This is a genomic window from Stenotrophomonas sp. SMYL20 (assembly GCF_036320045.1).
Lineage (GTDB): Bacteria > Pseudomonadota > Gammaproteobacteria > Xanthomonadales > Xanthomonadaceae > Stenotrophomonas > Stenotrophomonas maltophilia_A.
The window spans coordinates 27,486-49,368 of record NZ_JAWIRT010000010.1 but is presented as its reverse complement, the minus strand read 5'-3'; the positions used below and the strand labels follow the sequence as shown (position 1 = coordinate 49,368).

Below are 21,883 nucleotides of genomic sequence, written 5' to 3'. Positions count from 1 at the left end.
GTGGCTGTGTGTGTCATCTGGCTGCGGTGCGTTTTCATGTCGTCAGCAGGGTGTCTCGGCACCGCGCCGGTAGTACCACCACCAGGTCACGGCCAAGCAGGTGACATAGAAAACAACGAATCCGTACAGCGCCATGTCGGGGCTGCCGGTCAAGGTGATGGACGAGCCGTAGCTCTTGGGAATGAAGAAACCGCCATAGGCACCGATCGCACCGGAGAAACCGACCACCGCGGCCGACTCGATGCTGGCCTGGTGTGCGGCCGTGGCCTTGCCCTCGGCGTTGTCGTTGGCCGACCAGCGCTCATGCAGGGTGCGGAAGATCACCGGGATCATGCGGAAGGTGGTGCCGTTGCCGATGCCGCTGAGCACGAACAGCGCCATGAAGCTGAGCAGGAAGCCATGGAAGTTGCCGCCCTGGCCGTGACTGGGCAGGAAGTGCAGTACGCCGAACACCGCCGCGATCATCAGCGCGAACACCCAGAAGGTCAGGCGTGCGCCGCCCCAGCGGTCGGCCATGCTGCCACCCACCGAGCGCATCAATGCGCCCAGCAGCGGGCCGATGAAGGCGTAGGCCAGCGGGTTCACATCCGGGAACTGGCTCTTCACCAGCATCGGGAAGCCGGCCGAGAAACCGATGTAGGAACCGAAGGTGCCGATGTACAACCAGCACATCAGCCAGTTGTGCTTGCGGCGGAAGATCACCGCCTGCTCTGAGAACGACGAACGCGCACTGGTCAGGTCGTTCATGCCGAACCAGGCCGCGATGGCGCACAGCGCGATGGCCGGCACCCAGATGAAGCCGGCGTTCTGCAGGAACAACGGCGCCCCGCCCTCCGCCGTGGGCTGCGGTGCACCACCCAGCGCACCGAACACGCCCACGGTGATGACCAGCGGGATCACCGCCTGCGCCACCGACACGCCCACATTACCCAGGCCGGCGTTCAGGCCCAGCGCCAGGCCCTGCTTCTGCTTGGGGTAGAAGAAGGAGATGTTGGACATCGACGACGAGAAGTTCGCGCCACCGAACCCGCACAGGATCGCGATGGCCACGAACACCCCGTACGGCGTGGCCGGGTTCTGTACCGCAAAGCCGAGCCAGAGCGTCGGCGCCAGCAGCGAGGCCGTGGACAGCGCGGTCCAGCGGCGGCCACCGAAGATCGGAATCACGAACGAATAGAAGATGCGCAGCGTGGCGCCGGACAGGCTGGGCAGCGCCACCAGCCAGAACAGCTGGTCGGTGCTGAAGTTGAAGCCGATCTTCGGCAGGCTGATCGACACCGCCGAGAACAGTACCCAGACCGAGAAGGCCAGCAGCAGCGAGGGGATCGAGATGACCAGGTTGCGGGTGGCGACCCGCTTGCCGGTGCGCGCCCAGTAGCCGGGGTCCTCCGGCGTCCAGTCGCTGATGACGCGACCTGGACTGGCAGTGCTGCGGACAACAGGATCGCTACCGACGGTCATACATGGCTCCAAGGCTGTGGAATGACGTGGGTACTGCTTTCAAGTTGTGACCCGTCGTCATGCAGCCATTAGGCCGTGCAGCAACAACGACGGGGTTGATCTGGATCAATCAGGGGCCGGTTTCCACCCTGCCCCTGACAAATGTCAAACCGAAGGCGCGGTGGTGCGGCGGGTCACCCCGCGCTGGCGTACGCTGTCGCGCACGTCCACATCGAACTGCAGCTGAAGCTGGCCGCCATCTTCCAGGGCAATGTCGAACGGCAGGCCATCCCGGCACGGCAGCCGCGCCGCCAAGGCCTCGACTGCCGGGCGCGGCAGTACCAGGCGGCAGAAGGTGCCGCCATCGAGCAGCACCGGTTGATCGCCGCCATGCAGCGACACCGCCATGCCCCAGCCCTCGATGCCGCCAAAGCGGGTCATGTTCTCGACCGATTCACCGGCCAGCAGGCGCGCCAGTTCTGCCTCGTCCAGGCGAAGCCGTACTGATTGATCCTGCAACTGCACTTTCATGACGCAACATCCTCCCATTGTTCGGGGGTATTGCAGTTGACCAGGCAGGCTTCGTCAACGCTTTCCAGCAGCAGCGCGTGCATCTGCAGGCGGCGCTGGAAGGCCTGTACCGAGCGCGGCCCGTCCGCATCATCCAACATCGCGGCCAGCACGCTACGAGTGGCATTGTCCACATTCAACCGCATGGGAAAGGGATGCCCGTCAAAGATCGTACATGCGCCCCGCCCCTCGGCGGCCAACCGTTGCAGCAGCCGCGGTGCCAGCAACGGCGTGTCCACCGCTACCACCCAGGCTAGGCTATCGGGCATCTGCTGCATCACGCTGTGCAGTCCACCCAGGGGACCGCAGCGCGCCACCTGATCGGGGATGCCGCCGAAGGCCGGATAGTCGCCGCTCACCCACACCCGTTCGGCGCCGGCCTGCAGCAGCAGGCCACGCATGTGTTCCAGCAGCGTGCGCCCCTGCCACGGCAGCAGCGCCTTGTCGCGCCCCATCCGGCTGGACAGGCCGCCGGCCAGCACGATGCCGTTGATGGTTCCATTCATGGTAGAGCCACACCATGCGTGGCTGCGCCGGTTGGATACGCGGGAACGGCCCCATCCACGCATGGCGTGGATCTACTGAACCCCACGGCCATCCAGACATTCGGTGATAGAGCCACGCCATGCGTGGCTGCAGCGAACTCAATGGTGGTGGTCGTGCGCATGGTCATGGGCGTGTGCGGGTTCGCTGTCCGCATGACACAGGCTGCAGCCCTCGCTCCACTCGCTGTCGCCGTCCTCGTAATGCTCCTGCTTCCAGATCGGGCACTGGTGCTTCACCACCTCGATCAACTGCCGGCAGGCCCGGAATGCCTCGTCCCGGTGCGGGCTGCCCGCCGCCACCACCACCGCCACATCGCCAATGCCCAACCGGCCCTTGGCATGGGCCACATACAGCTTCAGCTTCGGACCGAACGTCGCCTCGACCTCGGCGGCCAAGCGCTTGAACTCGTTCAGCACCAGCGGCTCGAACAGGTCATAGGTAATCCCGTTCACCGGCCGGCCGATGTTGACGTCGCGCACCTTGCCGATGAACACATCGATGCCACCGAAACCCGGATCGGACACCGCAGCGATGCCCTCGGCCGGATCGATCGACGCCTGCGCGCGATCCACCACCTTGGCGATGATCTTCTCGCTCATCGCTCAGCCCCCGCTCACCGGCGGCAGGATCGCAACCCGGCCATCGTCAGGCAGCGCCTCGTGGTCACGCAGCACGCGTTGCTGGTCGGCAAATGCCGAGTAATCCAGCAGGCCCGCGCGGAAACCCGGCCAACGCGTCGGCAGCAGCTCGCGCAGCGCCTGGCGCAGGTCGGCCACGGTGCCACCGGCCACCTCCACCACGATCTCGCGGCTGGCATCCAGATCGGAAAACGCACCGAACAGCTGCAGATTCACCTGTTTCATCATGACTCCTGGCTCGCCAGCTGCACCGGGTCATGGTGACCCCAGCCCTGCACGCGCACGTAGGTGCCAGCGTTGGCCAGGTCTCCCTCGGCCTCCAGCACCACCCAGGCGTTGGCCTGCAGCATGGACATCAAACGGAACGACTCCTGCCCGGACAGCACGCGCGCACTCAGGCGCCCCTGCGCGTCCACTTCCACCCGCGCACGCGCGTGGAAGCGCAGGCCCGGCGGCTTGCGCACGTCGGCCTGCAGCGGCAGCTGCAACACGGTTTCCGGTGCCAAACCCAGCAGGCGGCGCAGCACCGGCTCCACGAAGAAGCGCTGGCCCACGGCGGCCGAGACCGGGTTGCCGGGCAGACCGAAATACAGCGCGCCATTGGGCAGCACCGCAAACAGCAGCGGCTTGCCCGGGCGGATCGCCACCTTGTGGAACACGATGCGCGCACCACGGCCACGCAGTGCATCGGGAACGAAATCGTAGCGGCCGGCCGACACCGCGCCCGTGCTGATCAGCAGCTGCGCACCTGCGGCCAGCGCTTCATCCAGCACCGCGTTGAACGCGGCCACGTCATCGCCCACGGTGCCCTGCCAGACCACTTCGGCACCGGCGGCCTGCAGGCGGCCCACCAGATACGGCCGGTTGCTGTCACGGATCTGGCCGGACTCAAGCGTCTGCGCCGCCTCGGTCACCAGCTCCTTGCCGGTGGCGATCACCGCCGCCTTCGGCCGTGCCACCACCGCCACCTGGCCCACGCCGATGGCATGCAGCAGGGTGCGCGCATTGATGTCCAGCACCTGCCCGGCCTGCAGCACACGTTCGCCGTCGCTCACATCCTGGCCGCGCAGGCGCACGTTCTGGCCCGCCTTCACCGTGCCCTTCAAGGCGATGCGGGTCGGGCGCCCATCCTCGCTGGCGAGGACGTCCACGTTCTCGACCGGCACCACCGTATCCAGTCCAACCGGCATGCGCGCGCCGGTCATGATTTCCCAGGCACCCTCGCCGCCTTCGGCGCCGGCATCGCCGGCTGCCTGCCAGCCCTGCACCGCGAATTCGGTACCGGCTTCGAACGTCGCGCCGTTGGCGCGCAGCGCGAAACCGTCCATCGCCGAATTGTCGAACGGCGGCAGCGACTGCCCACTGATGATGTCACTGGCCAGGGTACGGCCGCCGGCCTCATGCAGCGGCAGATGTTCGGCCGGCAGCGGCGTGGCTGCGTCCAGCAGGTGCTGCAACGCTTCGCTATAGGCAATCATCAGTGGCCACCACCGTCGACCATCGCCAGGGCGTGGCCCAGTACCGGCGCCAGGATGTCCAGGCACTGCGCCGCCGCCTTCGGGCTGCCCGGCAGTGCGAACACCAGCATGTTGCCCAGCTGCACCACCTCGGCGCGGCTCAGCCAGGCCATCGGCGTGTGCTGTGCGCTCAGTGCCCGCACCATCTGCGCCAAGCCATGCACCGGCCGTGCGTTCAAGGAACGCAGCGCCTCAGGGGTCAGGTCACGCGGACCCAGTCCGGTACCGCCGGTACACAGGCACAGGCGCACGCCCTTGGCAGCCAACGCCTGCAGGTGGCCCGCCAACGGCTCGATGCCATCCGGCAATACCTCGGCCGCCACCACCTCGCCGCCCAGCTTTTTCAGGCCGCTCACCAGGGTCGGGCCAGTCACATCTTCATAGGTGCCCTCGCTGGCGCGATCGCTCAGCGTGATCACCGCGCAGGCCGCGCCCTCCAGGCCCTTCGGCGCACGCGGCTTGAAGCGCGCGCGCTCGGCATCGTCCATGCCATCCGGGTGCAGCCACACGCCGCGCTTGCCACCTTCCTTGAACAGCAGGCGGATGCCTTCAATGCGCAGGGCCGGTTCCACCGGCTTGCTCAGGTCGTACAGGGTCAGCAGCGCCGCGTTGACGCCGGCCAGTGCCTCCATCTCCACGCCGGTGCGCGCCTCGCTGGCGCACTCGCACCACACGCGGATCGCCTGCCGTTCCGGCACCGCCGCGCAGAACACCTGCACCAGCTCCAGCGGCAGCGGGTGGCACAGCGGCATCAGCATCGAGGCCATCTTGGCACCCTGCAGGCCGGCAATCTCGGCCATCACCAGCGCATCGCCCTTGGGCAGGCGGCGCTCGACGATCAGCGGATAGGCCACCGGACCGGCATGCAGCTCGCCCACCGCCACCGCACGGCGGCGGGTGATGCGCTTGCCGCGGACATCGGCCATATGGAAGGCCGCATTCAATTCCCCACTCATCGTGTTGCTCATCCTCCGATGGAGGCCAGGTGCGGGGTCAGCCCGGTCTGGCCCTGGTGCAGTCCATGCCCGGCCGCTTTCAGGCCAAGCTGTGTGGTGATGCGTGCCAGCAGCGCGTCGTGGTCATCGTCGCTCTGCAGCAGCGGGCGCAGCGGCACGCCGAACTCGCCGAACAGGCACAGCCGAAGATCACCCTTGGCGGTCACCCGCAGGCGGTTGCAGCCCTTGCAGAAGTCACGCGAATACGGGGCGATGATGCCGATGCTGCCGCGATGGTCGGGGTGGCCGAACTCGCGCGCCGGGCCGGCATCGGCCGCGCGCGGGCGCTCGTGCCAGCCAGCGGCCAGCAGCTGCTCGATCACCACGTCGGCGCGCAGGTGGTGGCGCTGGAAATAGGCTTCGTTGTCGCCGGTGCGCATCAGTTCGATGAAGCGCACGCTGAAGGGGCGGTCACGCAGGTAGTCCATCCACTGCGGCAGCTCGTCGTCGTTCAGGCCACGCAGCAGTACCGCGTTGAGCTTGATCGCCGGCAGGCCCAGCGCCTGTGCCAGGGCCAGGCCCTGTTCGATCTCCGGCAGGCGGTCGTGTCCGGTGATGGTCCTGAAGCGCTCGCGCTGCAGGCTGTCCATGCTCACGTTCAGCGCGGTCAGGCCTGCCCGGTGCCAGCCCGGCAGGCGCCGCGGCAGCAGCGTGCCATTGGTGGTGATGGCCACCTTGCGGATGCCTGGCACCGCCGCCACGGTGGCGATGATCTCGTCCAGATCCTTGCGCAGGCTGGGCTCACCACCGGTCAGGCGGATCTTGCTCATGCCCAGCGCGGCAAACGCGCGCACCAGGCGCGCGATTTCATCCACCTGCAGGAAGCGCGGGCGGCCATCGGCCTGGTAACCGTCGGGCAGGCAGTAACTGCAACGGAAGTTGCAGGCTTCGGTCAACGACAGGCGCAGGTACGGAAAGCTGCGTCCGAAACCGTCGGTGAGTTGGCTCATGGCTGGTCCACCTTGTTGCTCCACCGTCTTGCCTGTGCCCGGAACGGCCCGGAAACCCTCGTCTGCTGGAACGATTGCCAGAGTACGCGGCCGTCAGTTCCATGGGCATGACTTAAATCAATCGTCTTCGGCCCCGCGCGGCAGGCGTTATGGCAGCATGCGGCTTTCCGTGCAGCGGGCGTGTGACAACCCTCATGATGATGAACGATTTCCAGCAGCTGCTGCACGCCGCAGGCCAGCAGGCTGAACCGCAACGCTTGCTGTTCGTATTTGTGCGCGCCGAGCTGCCCGAATCGCCCACCAGCGACCAGCGCGACCGGCATGACCGTCGCGAGGGCGGCACCCTGTCGCCGGTGCTGTGCGTGGACAAGCTGCCGGCCGAGGTGGCCAGCTTCCAGGCGCTGGCCACCGAATCGACCACCACCGGCATCGACTGGGACCTGGTCTTCGTGGCCGCGCTGGACGGCCGCGCCGGTTTCGCGCCCAACAGCGATGAGGCCGCTCGCCCGCTGCAGCTGATGGTCAACGCCATCCATGACGGTCAGATCGGCCGCTTCGCCGCCTTCGACCGGGGCGGCGAGCCTGTTCAGTTCTATTGAGCCACCAGCTGCAGGGTCAGGAAGAAGATCACCAGCACGGTGTTCAGGCCCCAGGCCACGGTCAGCCCGCGCGCGGCCACGCCCAGATTGGGGTTGTGCGCAGTAGGCGCCGCCCGCCACACCGCCGGGATGATCCAGCCGGTATAGAGCAGCAGCACGGCGAATACCCCCAGCAGCAGCGGGGTGCGCTGGTTGGCCAACGCCCAGAGGGCGACCGCCCACAGAATGTTGCTGGGAATGACGCCCTGCAGCCAGAACACACTCCAGAGCCGTGAACGCCCCGGGGTATCGGGCGTCGGATGCAGGGAAGCGGTGGCGGTCATAAGTCTCCTTCTGGTTAGGAAACGTGCCGGACCAGCCTGCGCTTGGTGGCTGGGAACGTCAACCCGAGTCGCACGTCACGCTTTGGCGTCTGTAGCGTCGAGCGATGCTCGACTCAGGCCCCTGCGGAGCCTGTCGCCATCGCCCCTCCCCACCCGCGCCCTTCCCTCCCCCAACCTCGACACCTGTCGCAGATTGCACGGTGCGGGCGGATCACCACGCCAGCCAGCGCTGGCAGTGCTTAACAGCGTGGGAGAATGCCGAAAGCGTCTCCAATCGAGTGATGTTTGCAATTCTTCTGATTGGTATTGCACAGCGCCAGGGGCTCAGATGGCGTGCCACCGGAAAAAGGGTGGCCGGGTTTCGAATCCCGAGTTGGTCCTGAGTGATTGCGCTTGCCAGTCGGCGTCCACATTCCGTGGCGCCGGCTGGCAATCCGTCTGCCGGCTATGGCGGGCGGTGCGTGGGGGCGTTCGCGCCCACCGGCTTGGGACCAACCCGGATTCGAACCATGCACCGCCCGCCACTTTTATGGGTGGCGGCTACCGATTGCCCTGCACGGAGCTCTGCCATGAACGAATCGGACTTCCCCCATCTGCACGCCTATCGCAGTACCGCCCACGACGACGGTTCGCCACAGGCTGTGCCCGCAGTGGACAGGAACACCTTCATTGCCAATCTCCACCGCATCGGCTCCGGTGCGGCGGCCGACGGACAACCTTGGCCGGAGCGCCATCAACTGCCCGGCCGCTGCCTGGCCCTGGCCGACGCCGATTGCGCGTTGAGTGGATTGCGGGTGGTGCTGGAAATGCTGTTGGCGGCGGAGCGCACCCGCCAGAACGGCGAACCGGAAGAGTACGTGGGCGACCGCGTGATGGAGGGGTTGGTCATGGCCTGCCAGTCGTTGTGCGCGCAGGCGGTGGGGCGGTTGCAGGTGGGTGAGCAGTAGCCTCTATCGATGTCGCCTCTGCCCCCTTTTCGCCCCGGCGTTCGCCCGCACAAATGCGACGCCCTTCTCCTTACTCACCGTGCGAGGGCCGCTCCAGACCGGCGCGCGCCCCACCCTTCTGACGACACGACCATGCTGGCAAGGCTGATCAGGGCAATTGAATCGCTCGCCCCCTCAGAGTAGTGCAGGACGGAGACGCCGAAAAATCAATGAAGATTGTCAAGAGCACTTTTGCATTGCTCGTCGCAGCTGGTTGCTGCTCGATCCCCCACATCGCACAGGCGTATCAGCTGACCCGAGAAGAGGCAGATGTCAGGCTGATCGGAAGCATCCCTGCGATCTGCCTCCCGCAAAAAGCCCGGCGGCCGTTCCCAGTGTCCTACGTGATGATGATGGAGTCCCACGCACTCCAAGCTGGAAGGTGGACCATCGAGCTGAAGGACGGCGCCGATCCGATGAAACTCAGGCCTGGCAATTGCATTTCATACGATTCAATGCCTGACGGCTACCGGCATGATCCATCCGAAGACGGTAGAGAGAACTCTCCTTTGAGTTTGAACACAATCTACTACTTTCAAATGACCCGGAGAATTCCGATTCTCTGGTACATGCCTACCGCAATCTACGAAGCGACATTCTGCTTGAAAGAGGATACCGATGGCACCGTCAGCATTCAGAAGGAGTCAGCATGCCCCGACTCAAGCAGATGAGCCTTCCGATGCCAGCAGCAATCCTCGCCCTCCTGCTTCTGAGCGGCTGCCACCTTACCCGGAATCAAGCACTTTCACCCAAGCCGGAGGCTGGCACGGTCAAGGTGACCGTCAAGGTCCCCGAGGAGCTTGTGGCCAGAGACATGCAGGTGATCTACCGCTCGACGAAATGCACCACGACGTATCGGTCCACGCTGGACTGGGAAAAACGTACACGAGACAACTATGCGGGACTTGAGCTTCAGCCTGTGCGCCGCCCAGGAACGGATGTTTATGAGGCCACAGTGGCAGTCAATGGCGGCGGAGCATGTCGATGGCGACTAAGCAACGTAACTCTCGGAGTTCGTTACGAAGACGCTTCCAAGTTTGGCGATGACGTGAAACTCGGGGGCGGAGGCGACTTCATTGTAACGTTTGATGAGGCCAACTCTGCATATGGAGGGCCCAACGCCAGGCCCAGCACCAGCATTGATGGCTTTGTTTCGCTGAAGAAGGACTACTATCCTTGGCTATCAGAGCACTTCATCGGCACCCATAGGAAATGGATCAGTCTGACAACGAACGCAGAACAGCCCATCATTATCCGCGTATTCGATGTGCACACCGTCCACTTTGAGCCGATCCTTCATTCCAAGTATCTCGTTCGCTCCTTTGGAACTAAGGAGAAGCAAATAGGCGTCGGCCCAACTTACTACTACCCCGACGGCGGTAGTGGGTCATCGCGTTACCTCAGCAGACCCGACTTCGAGAGGCTTCAGGAAATCCGCATGGCAGGTGAGTCAAGTCATTGAAATGAGCCACTCGACAGGCCCCGCCAGCAAAGGGTCAATCACATTCGGACCCGCACCAGCTGCCGGATACTGCTTGGCCCTGGCCGATGCCGATTGCGGGTTGAGTGGATTAGGGGTGGTGCACGAAATCCTGCTGGCCGCCGAGCGGACCCGGCAGAACGGCGCACCGGAAGAGTACGTGGGCGACCGGGTGATGGAGGGGTTGGTCATGGCCTGCCAGTCGTTGTGCGCGCAGGCGGTGGGGCGGTTGCAGCCCGAAGGGTGAAGGCCATCTGCAACGCCATTCAGCGAGGATCGCCTCCCGCCCGACACGCCGTCGGGGCAGCGCCCTTGCCCGGGGGAACCGTGAGTACATTCCAGCGCTCGGCCAAGGTGCGCTCGAGGCGAACAGAGAATGACCGTGCCTCGGCGGGCATCTTCCCTTCAGAGAAGCCGATAGCTATCTCGAAGCGATCCAATCCGAGGTTCCCCGCCTCCAGTCCAGAGCCGTCTTCCCGCTTCACTCCGACGTAGACGACGGGGCGCTTCATGTCCACCTTTGCCCTGGCAAGCTGGCGATCCAATTCAGCGCTGCCATCAAAGAACTGCATTCCTTCGTCCTTGGCGATAGAGCTGAGGGTCTGCTTGAACCGCCTCAAGCCCTCTTGGTCATGCACGCAGAACTGGATCATCTTGAAGGGCCGCTTTCCTACAGCCCATGCGCCGCCAGAGAATCCAAGTCCGACTCCAATCAGAAGTAGTGCTGTCAGGAGCTTCACCATCATCAAGGCCCCAATATGTAGAGTGTGGCGGCCAACAGCACCGCCGGAGCAAGAATCACGAAACCAGGCACGTAGGACGACTCCGTCGTTTCAGGCAGCACCCAGTTGGTGAGGCAAACCTCGTCGGGGCTGAGGAATCTAGGCACCGGATGTCCTTCAGGGCACTGCATCCGCCATCGGCAGATGCTCGATCCGCCATGTCCTGGCGTAGATGAGAATGACGCTTCCGGTCGAGCTGGTCTCGATACGGAAACACTTCACGCCGGATAGCGGATAGCCGACCGCCTTCCAACGATCAAGAAGATCGGCGAGTCCCGGCTCGTCTTCGTCCACCACGGCGAACTCTATTCCCTCCTCACCCAGAACGCCGAAGTTCATGAGCGCCGAGCACCCGTAGGCTTCCGGGAAGCAAACGGTTGCCTGCCGGCCATCCGGCCAGCGCACCCGCACCCTTACCTCGTCGCATACGCCAGGATTGCTTCTGTCAATATTGATGGCCAGCAACGTGGCGTCACACCATTCGAGCGCGTTGAAATCCTCATTCATCTACTGGACCCCTTCAGGCGCATACGACCGGGCGACCGAATCCGGGCGCCGCCAACTTGGCGGCAGCGCCACTCTTTCTCTCAGACTGTCTCTTAATTCCATTCGCCTCTACTTACCGCCTGCCCTACAGCCACCATAGACGACGGAGCCGATACCCTAGAATTTCTCCCACACAGTCGTCACCACGGCCACGCGCACCAAGAGCCTTGAGGTCGCCAATTGCCACTCACGCATTTCGCTTGCCAGGTGAGACCGCCCATCCACCTAGAATTTTATTCCACTGTAAACAAGGCCCAACTCTTCATCTTGCATGACCCAGCGACCAACATTACCCTCCGGACACAGATAGAACTTGCCGCCATAGCTTGACGCTCGCGACCACGCGTTGCGGGCAAACTGAGGAAATCTCCGCATGACTCGCGCGTCGGACATCTCCGGCCTGCTCACTAGCCTGCAGTCTTCGGGCAAAGCAAGAATCCCGCTGGTTAGGCGGAAAACCAGCCACGATTCATTTGTGTCCATGTCGTGCGATTCGCGTATGTTGACCGCGTCCTCAGGCAACCATGAAGGCAACCACTTCGATTCGCCGATTGCTTGTCTTGAGACGGCTTGATTGCGGTCTGCATACTCGGTGCTGGCAACTTCCATGCAACCAGAAAGTGCAATTGACAGCATCACGACTGGGAGCAGCTTGGGAGCGTACATTTGAGGCGTCCAAGTCATCAGTAGGGGAAGCTTCCACCCGGACGATAGCTCCCGCACATCTGCGAGCAACTCCCCGTACGGCTCATTTGTCCAGATGATCGTCCGAGGCGATTTGCCAGCTGATCCGCAGCGGAGTCAGCGGCAGAGTCGCCCTTGATGGTTTGATCGAACCACTCGCGCCCATTGCTTATGCACTGAGCAGCAGCGGATCCGCCCATACCCTTCTGTGCAGCCTCGCAGTTCGCCATGCAGTGGAAGTACTTATCCTGGCCAACCCATCCGTTATGAGAACCACCAACCACGTGTGTGGCTGACCATTGATTGGCATACTGCCCGCCGAAGTCGTTGGCTCCCGCGACAAATGCCCCCGGAAAGCCAAGAGCTTCCAATGTCCTATTCACGTAATAGCGCCAATCGACCGTATATGCGCCAGTTTCTGTCACAGTCACTCCAGGCTGGGAGTCTTTCAAACCCAGTGGATCAACGTGCGAAATTGTATTGCCCATTGCATAGGAATAGGTGCTAACACCTCCACCAAGCCCAATCGGATCACTCTGCGAATACCGCCCGACCGCTGGGTCATACTCGCGCTGGTAGTTGTAGAACAACCCACTCGCATCCGTCGCCTGCTGGCCCGGGAAGCGCAGCGCCAGCTCGAACACCACACCATCACCATCCGGGTCGGCACTCGGAATCTGATTACCGAACACTTCGCTCTTGTTGCTCCACTCCCAGATCGCAACATCGCGCACCGGGTCGATCACCACGCGCGGTGTGCCCAGATGATCCGGCTGGACGTAGGCTAACTCCGGCACGCCGGTGCCCGGCACATTGATCAGCGCCACCGGATAGTTGTCCAGCCAGATGGCCTGCTGCTGCGCCTGGCCCGTGACCGAGTAATTGCCCAGCCATTGCCCCGCCTCGTCATACAGGGTGATCTGCGCAGCGCCACTAGCCGGGGTGCGCAGCACGCGCTCGCCGCGATGGTTGTAGCCGTAGCTCTCCAGCACGGCATTGCCCTGCTTCACCGCGTTCATGCGGTTGGCATCGCTGTAGGTGAAGGTCTTGCTGCCGATGCTGGTGGTGTTGCCCGCTGCGTCATGGCTGCGCGTTTCGCCATCCACCGCAGTCAGGCGATGGCTGGTTGCGGGATAGCTGTAGCTGGCAGTGCCTGCCGAGGTGGTCAGCGCGGTGCGATTGCCGGTGGCGTCATAGGCATAGGTTTCGATCGGCGTGCCGGTCGTGCCGTCCTGGGTCTGGGTCAGGCGACCCAGCGCGTCGTAGGCGTACTTGGCCAGCATCGTCGAGCCCGTGCCGTTCTTCAGCTCGGTGATCGAGCCGACCGGGTCATAGCCGTAGCCCAGCGACAGGCCGCCCGCGGCCGGGTCGTGCACCGCTTGCGGGCGATAGTCCAGGTCCAGCGAACGCTGCAAGTGGCGGCCATTGCCATAGGTCCAGCCGGTGGCCGGGCCGAAGGCCGCATAGGTCACGTTGCTCACCACGATCTGGCGTGCCTGGCCGGGCCGGGTCAGTCCGATCTGGCTGATGCGCCCCTGGGTATCGCGCACGTAGTCGGCCACACTGCCATCGGGGTAGGTCAACGCAGTCAGGCGACCCGACTTGCTGTAGGCGTAGCGCAGCGTGCTGGCGACGCCGTTGACGGTCTGCACCTTGCGGGTGACCTGGCCGAAGCGGTCGTGGCAGTACTGGGCGCTGCCATTGGCGTGCAACACCTGCCCCAGGCGCCCCTTGGCAAAGCGCTCGTCGGCGGTACACGCAGCAGGCGTCACGTCGTAGCTGTAGCCCACGTCCAGATTGGGATCCGGATAGGCGACACCGACCAGGCGGTTGAGTGCATCGTAGTGATAGGTGGCGGTGACGCCGCGTGCATCGGTAGTGGTCTTGCGGTTGCCTGCCGCATCCACGGTGAAGCTGCTGGCGCCGCTGTCCGGGCTGACCTGGCCGGTCAGATCGCCGAACCCGTTGTAGGCGTATGTGGTGTGCAGGCCCTTCGGGTCGGTGACCTGGGTGACCTGATCCAGCGCGTTGTACTGGCTGCGGATCTCCGCCGCCACGCCGCCGACGTCCTGCAGGGTCTGGGCCAGTCGGTTGAGCGGGTCATACTGCTGGCTGGTCACGCGCTGCAGCGCATCGGTCACCGTCTGCGGGTTGCCATTGGCATCGTAGACAAAGCCGGTGGCGTGATTGCCTGCGTCCTTCAGCGCGGTCAGCTGGCCGAGCGTGTTGAACGTCCGTGCCAGGGTACGGCGCAGGGTGCCGCCGGTATCCAGCGTGTCTTCCTTGAGACGATTGCCGGCGTTGTCCAGTGTGTAGTGAATCGTGTTGCCTGCGTTGTCCTCGATGTCGGTCAAGCGCAGCGCAGCATCGTAGACGTAGGAAACGCTGCTGCCATCCGGCTCGGTGATCTTCTGCACCTGGCCCGTCGGCCAATAGCTCAGCTGGGTGACCCGATTCTCGGCCGTGCTGGCACCGCGTACGGTGATCGAGGTCGGCCAGCCGCGGGCATGGTAGGTGTAATCGGTGACCACGCCGTTGGCGTCCTTGACCGACAACGGCCGCCCGAACGCATCGTAGGCCAGGGTCTCGACCGTCTGGCCCAGCGCATTGGTCACGCTGCGCAGGTCGCCCTTCCGGTAGCCACAGGTAGCGTTGGTCGCGCACCCCGCATCATCTGCCGGGTAGTAGGCGTAGGTAACGGCATCGGCCACATCCGTGCGCGGGCCATCCACGCTTTTCAGCAGCCCCTCCACCGGGCAGCTGCCTGCCGCTGCCACATCAGCGGCTTCGCAGTAGGTGTAGCTGGTGATGCGCGTCTGACCGGAAGCAGTGTCGGTCACCGTGTTGGCCGTCGGCTGGCGTCGGGCATTGAAGGCCGTACGCACTTCGCGGCTACCGATCCGGGTGGTCAGTACCGCATTGGTTTCGACGTCGCGCGCGGTGGTCACTACCCGCTGCTCGGGCTGGCCGACCGCTTCGGTCACGGTATGGATGCTGACGGCACGGCCGCTCACCGCATCGGTGCCTTGCGCATAGGTGTGCTTGGTCTGGATGCCGCGACGATCGGTGTAGGTATCCAGGCGCCGGCGGAAGTCGGCACTCTGGTCGTAGTAGGTTCGGCTGACGGTTCCCTGCGAATCGGTCAGGCCGGTCACCTTGCGCGACGGCGCGGTGTCGCCGCCGGGTGTCAGGGTGTAGTCGGTCTGCCGCCCAAGCGCGTCGGTAACCACCGCACCGCCGTTGGGGCTGTAGGCCAGCGCCACGCCATCGGCACCGCCGGCGTGCTGACTGGAGATCACACGGCCGATGGAATCATAGGTAAAGGTGCTGTAGCGGCGACCGTCCTCGGCGGTGATGCCGGTCAGGTGCTGGGGGAAGTCCTGGTTCTCGTAGTGATACGTGCGCACACCACCTCCCGCATAGGTCACCGTGGCGACCTGGTTCTGCGGCGTGTAGGTAAAGGTGGCGAGCGCAATGCCTTCGACCAGCACCGAACTGATCAGCGCCTCGTAGTCGTTGGACTGGTAAACGAACTCCAGCGTGCGGCCACTGCTGTGGGTGACGGCCGCAAGGCGATCGCTGTCATCGTAGATATAGGTCAGCGACGTGCCATCCGCGAAGCGCTTGGCGACCAGACGCCCGTCCGCGCCGAAGGTCGAGATGGAGCCCGCCGAATACAGCGTCCAGTTACCGTTCTGGACGAGACGATCACCACTGTCGTCGTCCGCCTCATAGGCCTGGCCGATCTTCTTGAATACACGCTGGAAACCGGTGCTTTCAATGATGCCAACGCTGTCAGCGCCATCCAGTGCCAGGTGGGCGCCCAGCGAATGGGTCCAGCCATAACCGAAGCCACCGGAGGACGTGGAAATGCCGGAGTGATAGAAGCGCGTCAGCGCGATCCAGCCCAGGTCGAAGTCCGGCGCGATCTCGTACTTCTCGCCAGTTTTAACATCACATGGGTTGCCGACATTGCCGTCGCAGGTACCGCCGTTGGAGGCCGGGTCCTTGTCGGGAATCGGACTCATGTTCGCCGCTGTATCGTTGCGGGACATGGGGCAGCTACCGTTGCCGCCGTCCTTGTCGCACTTCTGCGACTTCGAAGTGATGGTCGCAACGAACTCTTCGCTGACGCATGCGCTGTGCTTGTTGGACCACTGCGTGAGCGGAATCGGGCAGTTCAAGCGCCGGGTACGCGCGACCGCAACCGTCCCGGTATACGGGGTGCAGGGCGATTCAGCCGTATTGTTGCCAGCCATTGAAGTCAGATCGTAGTAGCGTGACTCGATGACACCTTCCTGATCGGGCGAAGCCGCAAACCAATCGCCAGACGGAGTGACCGCCGCCCCGGGGCACACGGGATTGCTGGCTTGTTGGTCCGCAAGAAAATCGGCCACCATCGCCTCTTCCGTCGGGAATATGTCACGCCCGATGTAGGACCAGTCCGGGTCGGAGGGCTGCGTCTTCCCCATCCAGTAGGTGATCGACGTGTTTCCGTTCAAGTCCACGACTTTCGACTTGATCTTGTCGACAGATTGCCAGCCGAACTGGAACTCCGGCGGGAACGGGCTGGGCGCCGGCAGATTCTTGATGGCGGCCACCGCCGCCTGCTGGGTCTTGTATTGGGTCGCATCGCCGCCGGGCTGCGAAATACGCCAGGTGATCTTGCTTTCCTGCGCCTGTGCCACAGCAGGGGCGACGAAGCCGACGGCAACAATCGCCAGCACGGCACGCGATAGGGTCTTCAGTCGTTCCAACATCCCTGTTCTCCTTCCTGGACGAACACAGCGCCGGCGGGAACGAGAACGCGGGGGTAGAGCCCCATCACGTCATGCTTCGGATCGTCCCTGGTCCGGAATGCGGCAGTGCCACATGCCGCCTTTATCGTTGAAGACGGTGACATATTCAAGTCAAGGCCCGCGACATCGGTCACATTTCCACCCGCGCGGATTCCAGATCCAGCCGATTGCCGCGACAGCTTTCGGAGCAGCCTGCGGAGCAGGAAAAACCTGCAACCGCCTGCATCCCTCACGCATCAGAAGATCCTGGACACCCATGGAACAGGATCATGAGGCGCGTTCCCCCGCATCGCCATAGCGCACTCGGCACTCGCCGTTGGCGCAGCATTGCCATCTTCACTCTGTGGCCGTTCGCTGCGCCCATCCTCGCCTCACCCGTGCTGGAGAGCGCCTGTTCCCTCGCCGCCCGCCCGGGCGAGCGCATCATCGACGTTCCCTTCGACGTCGTCGACGGGCGCATCCATGTGCAGGTGCAGGTCAACGGCAGCGGCCCGTACCGCTTCGCCATCGATACCGGCGCCAGCGGCATGGCCCGCGCGGACGCCCGCCTGGTCCGTCAACTGGCGCTGCCGGCGGACGCCAGCACCCGCCACTCCGACGGCGTACAGACAGCCGAGGCCGATACGGTGCGCATCAACACCCTGGCGCTCGACGGGCTGCGCCGCAGCGACGTGATCGCGCTCACCCGCGACTACAATGCACGGCAATCAAAAGACGCAGCTTTCGACGGCATCCTTGCGCGCGGATTCTTCGCTGATGGTGTGCTGATCATCGACTACCCGCAACGGCGCCTGCAGTTCCGCCGCGACATCAACCTCCTGCCCGCGCAACCGGACACGCTCGCCTACTCACGCGCCTTCCGCATCCCGGTAACGATTGGAACAGTGACCACAGAGGCGCAGCTGGACACCGGCGCCAACGTCGCGATGGTGCTGCCCACGGCACTCTTCCGGCGGGCAGCCGGTGCCGCAGTGACCACCGGGGATCGACTGACCCTCAGTCACGGCGAGGTCGATGGCGGACATGCACAGCTGGATGTTCCCGTGTTGATCGGCGGCCTGGCGCTGCAGGGGCTGCACGTACGGGTGTCCGACCACTATCCCGAAGCGGTGGTGGGTGCCCATGCGCTGCAGGAAGCAGTGGTGCTGATCGATCAGCGCAGCCAACAGGTGGCAGTCTGCCCAAGCAGGCACCACCGCAACTGAGTCACTGTCGGCGTGCTGCCCGCCATGCCGGCCACGCTTCAGCGATCACGCCCACTGCCGACCTCAGGAACAACAGGGCGATCACTGCGCCAACGACAATATCCGGCCAGCCGCGCCCGGTCATGGCCACGCCACCCGCGGCCACCAGCACGCCCAGGTTCGCGGCCACGTCATTGCGCGAGCACTCGAACGTGCTCTTCATGTTGATGTTCAACCTGCGGAATCGCCATAGCAGCGCCAGGCAGGTGAGGTTCGCCACCAGGGCAATGCCACCGAACACCAGCATCAGCGTGCTGGACGGTGGCACCCCATTGACCAGCTTGCCGGCCACTTCGAACACGATGAACACGAAGAAGGCCAGGATCAGCAGACCCTTGGCCAGCGCCGCGCCCGCCTCCCAGCGCGCGCCCCGGTTTACCGCCCACAGGCTCAGGCCATAGACGATGGCATCCCCCAGCATGTCGACCGCGTCGGCCTGCAGGGCGCTGGATCGCGCGGCAAGGCCCGCGCCGAACTCGATGAAGAACATCGCCAGGTTGATTGCCAGCACCGCCACCAGCACCCGCCGCTGGGCGCTGTGCAGCGCTATCGATGCCAGCTCTTGGCGTTTGTGGCCGCAGCACTGGTCCATGGGGGCGCTCCGCCGGGCGCGCCCGGGCTTGAAATGAAAGGGAGCTGCCTTTATCAACCTTGTAGCCCCTACAAGGTCAAGCCCATGACAGCCCCACTCACCATCGGCCAGTTGGCCCGCCAGACCGGCACCAAGGCAGAGACCATCCGCTATTACGAAAAGATTGGCCTGCTGCAGCCGCCGCTGCGTTCGCAGGGCAACTACCGCTGCTACGACGCACAGGACCAACGGCGGCTGGCATTCGTGCGCCGTGCGCGCGAGCTGGGGTTCGCCATCGAGCAGATCCGCGAGCTGATCGCCTTCGGCGAACAACGCGAGCACCAATGCAGTTCGGTGGATGACGTGGTGAAGGCGCACATTGCCGACATCGCGCGCAGGATTGCCGACCTGCAGACGCTGCAGGGCGAACTGCAGCGGATGATCGGCAACTGCCCCGGCGGGCGCGTGGCCGATTGCCGGGTGCTGGAAGCCCTGCAGCCTGCGCCGGCTACCTGAACTGGAATCGTGCGCGATTCGGCATCTCCCTCAGACGCCGGTCGCTCCCGCCGCCCGCGCCAGCTCGACCGCCAGCGCATCGCCCTTCCGCTCGCTGTAACGGTCCACGAGGTAGTCGGCACGGCCGCGGGTGAGCAGCGTGAACTTCACCAGTTCTTCGACCACATCCACCACGCGATCGTAGTAGGGCGAGGGCTTCATCCGCCCGTCTTCGTCGAACTCCTGCCAGGCCTTGGCCACCGACGACTGGTTGGGAATGGTCAACATGCGCATCCAGCGGCCCAGCACCCGCAGCGTATTGACCGTGTTGAACGACTGCGAACCGCCGCAGACCTGCATCACCGCCAGCGTCCTGCCCTGGGTCGGCCGCACGCTGCCGTCTTCCAGTGGCAGCCAGTCGATCTGGTTCTTGAACACGCCGGTCACCGTGCCGTGCCGCTCCGGGCTGACCCACACCTGCCCTTCCGACCAGTGCGACCACTCGCGCAGCCGCTGCACTTCCGGGTGCCCCTTGTCCACGCTGTCCAGCAGCGGCAAGGCATTTGGATCGAAGACGCGCGTTTCGCAGCCCAGATGCTGCAGCAGGCGTTCGGCCTCCAGTGCCAGCTTGCGGCTGAACGATTGCGGCCGCAGTGAGCCGTACAGCAGCAGGATACGTGGCGGCCCCTGGCGTTCGGCGGCCAACCGCTGGTGATCAGGCTGGGGAAGCGAGGCTTCCCTCAGATGGGGCAACGAAGGACTTGTGGTCGGCTTATTCATTCGACTATTCTAGAAATATGGAAACGTCAAATGCAATCACTGCGCTCACCGCGCTCGGCCACGCCACCCGCCTGGCAGCCTTCCGCCTGCTGGTCGAAGCCGGCCCGGCCGGTCGCATGGCCGGCGACATCGCCACAGCCCTCCAGGTTCCTCCCGCCACCCTCAGCTTCCACCTGAAGGAACTGGTACAGGCCGGCCTGGTCGAGAGCGAGAGCCAGGGCCGCCACGTCTGCTACCGCGCGAACTTCAGCGCAATGACCGGCCTGATCGAGTACCTCACGCACAACTGCTGCGCCGGTTCGCCCAGCGAACAGTGCGCGCCGTTGGGCAATCCCTGCAGCTGCTGATTCGGAAACGCCATCATGTCCCGCTCCATCCTGTTTCTCTGCACCGGCAACAGCGCCCGCAGCGTGCTGGCCGAAGCCACCCTGCGCGCATGGGGCGGCGGCCGCTTCACGGCCTACAGTGCCGGCAGCCACCCGACCGGCCAGGTCAATCCGTTCGCGCTTGCACAGCTGCGCGCAGAAGGCATCCCGGTCGCGGGACTGCGCAGCAAATCCTGGGATGAGTTCGCTGATTCCGCCCCCATGGATCTTGTGATCACCGTCTGCGATGCGGCGGCAGCGGAAGCCTGCCCCGTGGTGTTCGGTGACTTCATCCGCAGCCATTGGGGCCTGCCGGACCCGGCCGAGGCAGAGGGCAGCGATGCCGACAAGGCTGCCGCCTTCGCCCACGCGCATGCCATCGTGAAGGCACGCGTGCAGGCCCTGCTGGCGCTGCCCGGGCACGTGTGGCAGGACCGCGGAATGCTGCAGCAGGCGCTGGACCAGATCGGCCATCTGCTGCCGGCAGCGCGCACGCCATGAGCACAGCGGCACCCATGGGCCTGTTCGAGCGCCACCTGACGCTCTGGGTCGCGCTGTGCATCATCGTCGGCACGCTGCTCGGGCACTTCCTGCCAGGTGCTTTCGCCTCCCTGGCGGCGGCTGAAGTGGCCAAAGTCAACCTGCCGGTGGCGGTGCTGATCTGGCTAATGATCATCCCGATGCTGCTGCGGGTGGATTTCGGTGCGATGCGCCAGCTGGGCCAGCACTGGAAAGGCATCGGGGTGACGCTGTTCATCAACTGGGCGGTGAAGCCATTCTCGATGGCGCTGCTGGGCTGGCTCTTCCTGCGCCACGTCTTTGCGGACTGGCTGCCCGCCGGCCAGATCGACAGCTACATCGCCGGCCTGATCCTGCTGGCGGCCGCGCCCTGCACGGCCATGGTGTTCGTATGGAGCAACCTGTGCCGCGGCGATGCCAACTTCACGCTGAGCCAGGTGGCACTGAACGACGCGATCATGGTGGTGGCCTATGCGCCGGTGGTGGCGCTGCTGCTGGGGCTGTCGGCCATCACCGTACCGTGGGATACGTTGCTGCTGTCGGTCGGCCTGTACATCGTGGTTCCGGTACTGGTGGCCGCATTGCTGCGGCGCTGGATCCTGTCGCGCCATGGCGAATCCGGGCTGCAGACGGCGCTGCGCCAGCTGGGGCCACTGTCACTGTCGGCGCTGCTGCTGACGCTGGTGCTGCTGTTCGGGTTCCAGGGCCGGCAGATCGTGCAGCAGCCGCTGGTGATTGCGTTGATCGCGGTCCCGATCCTGATCCAGGTCTATTTCACCTCCGGCCTGGCCTACCTGCTCAACCGGCGCCTGGGTGTGGCGCATTGTGTGGCCGGGCCGTCGGCACTGATCGGCGCCAGCAACTTCTTCGAACTGGCGGTTGCGACGGCCGTGGGCCTGTTCGGTGTCCACTCCGGTGCGGCGCTGGCTACGGTGGTAGGGGTGCTGATTGAAGTCCCCGTGATGCTTTCGGTGGTGAAGATCGTGAACCGGTCACGCGACTGGTATGAGGCACGCGAGCGCGCCTGAGGCGGCCATGCCGGAGGCGGCGGCGT

The 21,883-nt window shown here is 64.6% G+C and carries 24 protein-coding genes and 1 pseudogene; 10 read left to right on the top strand and 15 right to left on the bottom strand.

All coding sequences use genetic code 11. The features are described from left to right. Positions 1-42: 42 nt before the first annotated feature. From V3B48_RS09435 to moaA, 8 genes are all read right to left on the bottom strand, one after another. Positions 43-1,461: a NarK family nitrate/nitrite MFS transporter gene (locus tag V3B48_RS09435; protein WP_329893603.1), complete on the bottom strand. Its 1,419-nt coding sequence runs from the start codon at positions 1,459-1,461 to the stop codon at positions 43-45. A gap of 144 nt (positions 1,462-1,605) precedes the next feature. Beyond that, positions 1,606-1,971 carry a hypothetical protein gene (locus V3B48_RS09430; RefSeq protein ID WP_329893602.1) on the bottom strand — a complete coding sequence of 122 codons (366 nt, stop codon included), beginning with the start codon at positions 1,969-1,971 and terminating at the stop codon, positions 1,606-1,608. Continuing rightward, positions 1,968-2,516: a molybdenum cofactor guanylyltransferase gene (locus V3B48_RS09425; RefSeq protein WP_180838509.1), complete on the bottom strand. Its 549-nt coding sequence runs from the start codon at positions 2,514-2,516 to the stop codon at positions 1,968-1,970. The genes V3B48_RS09430 and V3B48_RS09425 overlap by 4 nt, the downstream gene beginning before the upstream one ends. Positions 2,517-2,654: 138 nt before the next feature. Then, positions 2,655-3,155, bottom strand: a complete 501-nt coding sequence (locus V3B48_RS09420; protein ID WP_049401277.1) for a molybdenum cofactor biosynthesis protein MoaE — start codon at positions 3,153-3,155, stop codon at positions 2,655-2,657. 3 nt (positions 3,156-3,158) lie between these two features. Beyond that, positions 3,159-3,419 carry a MoaD/ThiS family protein gene (locus tag V3B48_RS09415; protein ID WP_329893601.1) on the bottom strand — a complete coding sequence of 87 codons (261 nt, stop codon included), beginning with the start codon at positions 3,417-3,419 and terminating at the stop codon, positions 3,159-3,161. Next, positions 3,419-4,672 (bottom strand): gephyrin-like molybdotransferase Glp, encoded by a 1,254-nt coding sequence (gene glp, locus V3B48_RS09410; protein WP_329893600.1) that lies wholly within the window; start codon positions 4,670-4,672, stop codon positions 3,419-3,421. Before glp ends, V3B48_RS09415 begins: the two co-directional genes overlap by 1 nt. Continuing rightward, on the bottom strand, positions 4,672-5,667 hold the full coding sequence (moaCB, locus tag V3B48_RS09405) for a bifunctional molybdenum cofactor biosynthesis protein MoaC/MoaB (protein ID WP_329893599.1): 996 nt from the start codon (positions 5,665-5,667) through the stop codon (positions 4,672-4,674). Before moaCB ends, glp begins: the two co-directional genes overlap by 1 nt. Positions 5,668-5,675: 8 nt before the next feature. After that, positions 5,676-6,656 carry a GTP 3',8-cyclase MoaA gene (gene moaA / locus V3B48_RS09400; RefSeq protein WP_008265266.1) on the bottom strand — a complete coding sequence of 327 codons (981 nt, stop codon included), beginning with the start codon at positions 6,654-6,656 and terminating at the stop codon, positions 5,676-5,678. 194 nt (positions 6,657-6,850) lie between these two features. On the opposite strand from moaA, the gene V3B48_RS09395 reads away from it, so the two are divergent. Further along, positions 6,851-7,255, top strand: a complete 405-nt coding sequence (locus V3B48_RS09395; RefSeq protein ID WP_329893665.1) for a ribonucleotide reductase subunit alpha — start codon at positions 6,851-6,853, stop codon at positions 7,253-7,255. Here V3B48_RS09395 and V3B48_RS09390 read toward each other — a convergent pair. Beyond that, positions 7,249-7,578 carry a hypothetical protein gene (locus V3B48_RS09390; protein WP_197611958.1) on the bottom strand — a complete coding sequence of 110 codons (330 nt, stop codon included), beginning with the start codon at positions 7,576-7,578 and terminating at the stop codon, positions 7,249-7,251. The two genes, V3B48_RS09395 and V3B48_RS09390, sit on opposite strands and share 7 nt — an antisense overlap. 569 nt (positions 7,579-8,147) lie before the next feature. On the opposite strand from V3B48_RS09390, the gene V3B48_RS09385 reads away from it, so the two are divergent. The 4 genes and pseudogenes from V3B48_RS09385 to V3B48_RS09370 all read left to right on the top strand — a co-directional run. After that, positions 8,148-8,525 (top strand): hypothetical protein, encoded by a 378-nt coding sequence (locus tag V3B48_RS09385; RefSeq protein ID WP_329893598.1) that lies wholly within the window; start codon positions 8,148-8,150, stop codon positions 8,523-8,525. 209 nt (positions 8,526-8,734) lie between these two features. Further along, positions 8,735-9,235 carry a hypothetical protein gene (locus V3B48_RS09380; protein WP_329893597.1) on the top strand — a complete coding sequence of 167 codons (501 nt, stop codon included), beginning with the start codon at positions 8,735-8,737 and terminating at the stop codon, positions 9,233-9,235. Next, on the top strand, positions 9,214-10,026 hold the full coding sequence (locus tag V3B48_RS09375) for a hypothetical protein (protein WP_050509875.1): 813 nt from the start codon (positions 9,214-9,216) through the stop codon (positions 10,024-10,026). Before V3B48_RS09380 ends, V3B48_RS09375 begins: the two co-directional genes overlap by 22 nt. 64 nt (positions 10,027-10,090) lie before the next feature. Beyond that, positions 10,091-10,291 (top strand): annotated as a pseudogene (locus V3B48_RS09370) (hypothetical protein); the annotation flags it as partial. A 19-nt stretch (positions 10,292-10,310) separates the two neighbouring features. Here the strand turns inward: V3B48_RS09370 and V3B48_RS09365 are convergent. The 4 genes from V3B48_RS09365 to V3B48_RS09350 all read right to left on the bottom strand — a co-directional run bounded on the left by V3B48_RS09365 (position 10,311) and on the right by V3B48_RS09350 (position 16,816). Beyond that, positions 10,311-10,790: a hypothetical protein gene (locus V3B48_RS09365; RefSeq protein ID WP_285303402.1), complete on the bottom strand. Its 480-nt coding sequence runs from the start codon at positions 10,788-10,790 to the stop codon at positions 10,311-10,313. 153 nt (positions 10,791-10,943) lie between these two features. Further along, positions 10,944-11,333: a hypothetical protein gene (locus V3B48_RS09360; RefSeq protein WP_329893596.1), complete on the bottom strand. Its 390-nt coding sequence runs from the start codon at positions 11,331-11,333 to the stop codon at positions 10,944-10,946. 264 nt (positions 11,334-11,597) lie between these two features. Further along, on the bottom strand, positions 11,598-12,038 hold the full coding sequence (locus tag V3B48_RS09355) for a hypothetical protein (RefSeq protein WP_285303404.1): 441 nt from the start codon (positions 12,036-12,038) through the stop codon (positions 11,598-11,600). 17 nt (positions 12,039-12,055) lie between these two features. Then, complete coding sequence (locus tag V3B48_RS09350) at positions 12,056-16,816, bottom strand: RHS repeat-associated core domain-containing protein (RefSeq protein WP_285303405.1); 4,761 nt, start codon at positions 16,814-16,816, stop codon at positions 12,056-12,058. Positions 16,817-17,124: 308 nt separating this feature from the next. On the opposite strand from V3B48_RS09350, the gene V3B48_RS09345 reads away from it, so the two are divergent. Next, positions 17,125-18,060, top strand: a complete 936-nt coding sequence (locus V3B48_RS09345; RefSeq protein WP_329893595.1) for an aspartyl protease family protein — start codon at positions 17,125-17,127, stop codon at positions 18,058-18,060. 1 nt (position 18,061) lies between these two features. Here V3B48_RS09345 and V3B48_RS09340 read toward each other — a convergent pair whose 3' ends face one another. Further along, positions 18,062-18,691 carry a cation transporter gene (locus V3B48_RS09340; protein ID WP_121503467.1) on the bottom strand — a complete coding sequence of 210 codons (630 nt, stop codon included), beginning with the start codon at positions 18,689-18,691 and terminating at the stop codon, positions 18,062-18,064. An 84-nt stretch (positions 18,692-18,775) separates the two neighbouring features. On the opposite strand from V3B48_RS09340, the gene V3B48_RS09335 reads away from it, so the two are divergent. Beyond that, a complete protein-coding gene (locus V3B48_RS09335; protein ID WP_285303407.1) occupies positions 18,776-19,186 on the top strand; it encodes a helix-turn-helix domain-containing protein in 411 nt (136 codons plus the stop codon). 30 nt (positions 19,187-19,216) lie between these two features. On the opposite strand, the gene arsH is transcribed toward V3B48_RS09335, so the two are convergent. Continuing rightward, on the bottom strand, positions 19,217-19,945 hold the full coding sequence (arsH, locus tag V3B48_RS09330) for an arsenical resistance protein ArsH (RefSeq protein ID WP_285303408.1): 729 nt from the start codon (positions 19,943-19,945) through the stop codon (positions 19,217-19,219). Positions 19,946-19,962: 17 nt separating this feature from the next. Between arsH and V3B48_RS09325 the strand changes: the two genes are divergently transcribed. The 3 genes from V3B48_RS09325 to arsB are packed head-to-tail and all read left to right on the top strand — an operon-like array spanning position 19,963 to position 21,857. Beyond that, a complete protein-coding gene (locus tag V3B48_RS09325; RefSeq protein ID WP_107433730.1) occupies positions 19,963-20,292 on the top strand; it encodes a winged helix-turn-helix domain-containing protein in 330 nt (109 codons plus the stop codon). A 15-nt stretch (positions 20,293-20,307) separates the two neighbouring features. After that, on the top strand, positions 20,308-20,811 hold the full coding sequence (locus tag V3B48_RS09320) for an arsenate reductase ArsC (protein WP_329893594.1): 504 nt from the start codon (positions 20,308-20,310) through the stop codon (positions 20,809-20,811). 14 nt (positions 20,812-20,825) lie between these two features. Then, complete coding sequence (arsB, locus tag V3B48_RS09315) at positions 20,826-21,857, top strand: ACR3 family arsenite efflux transporter (protein WP_329893664.1); 1,032 nt, start codon at positions 20,826-20,828, stop codon at positions 21,855-21,857. Positions 21,858-21,883: the final 26 nt, after the last annotated feature.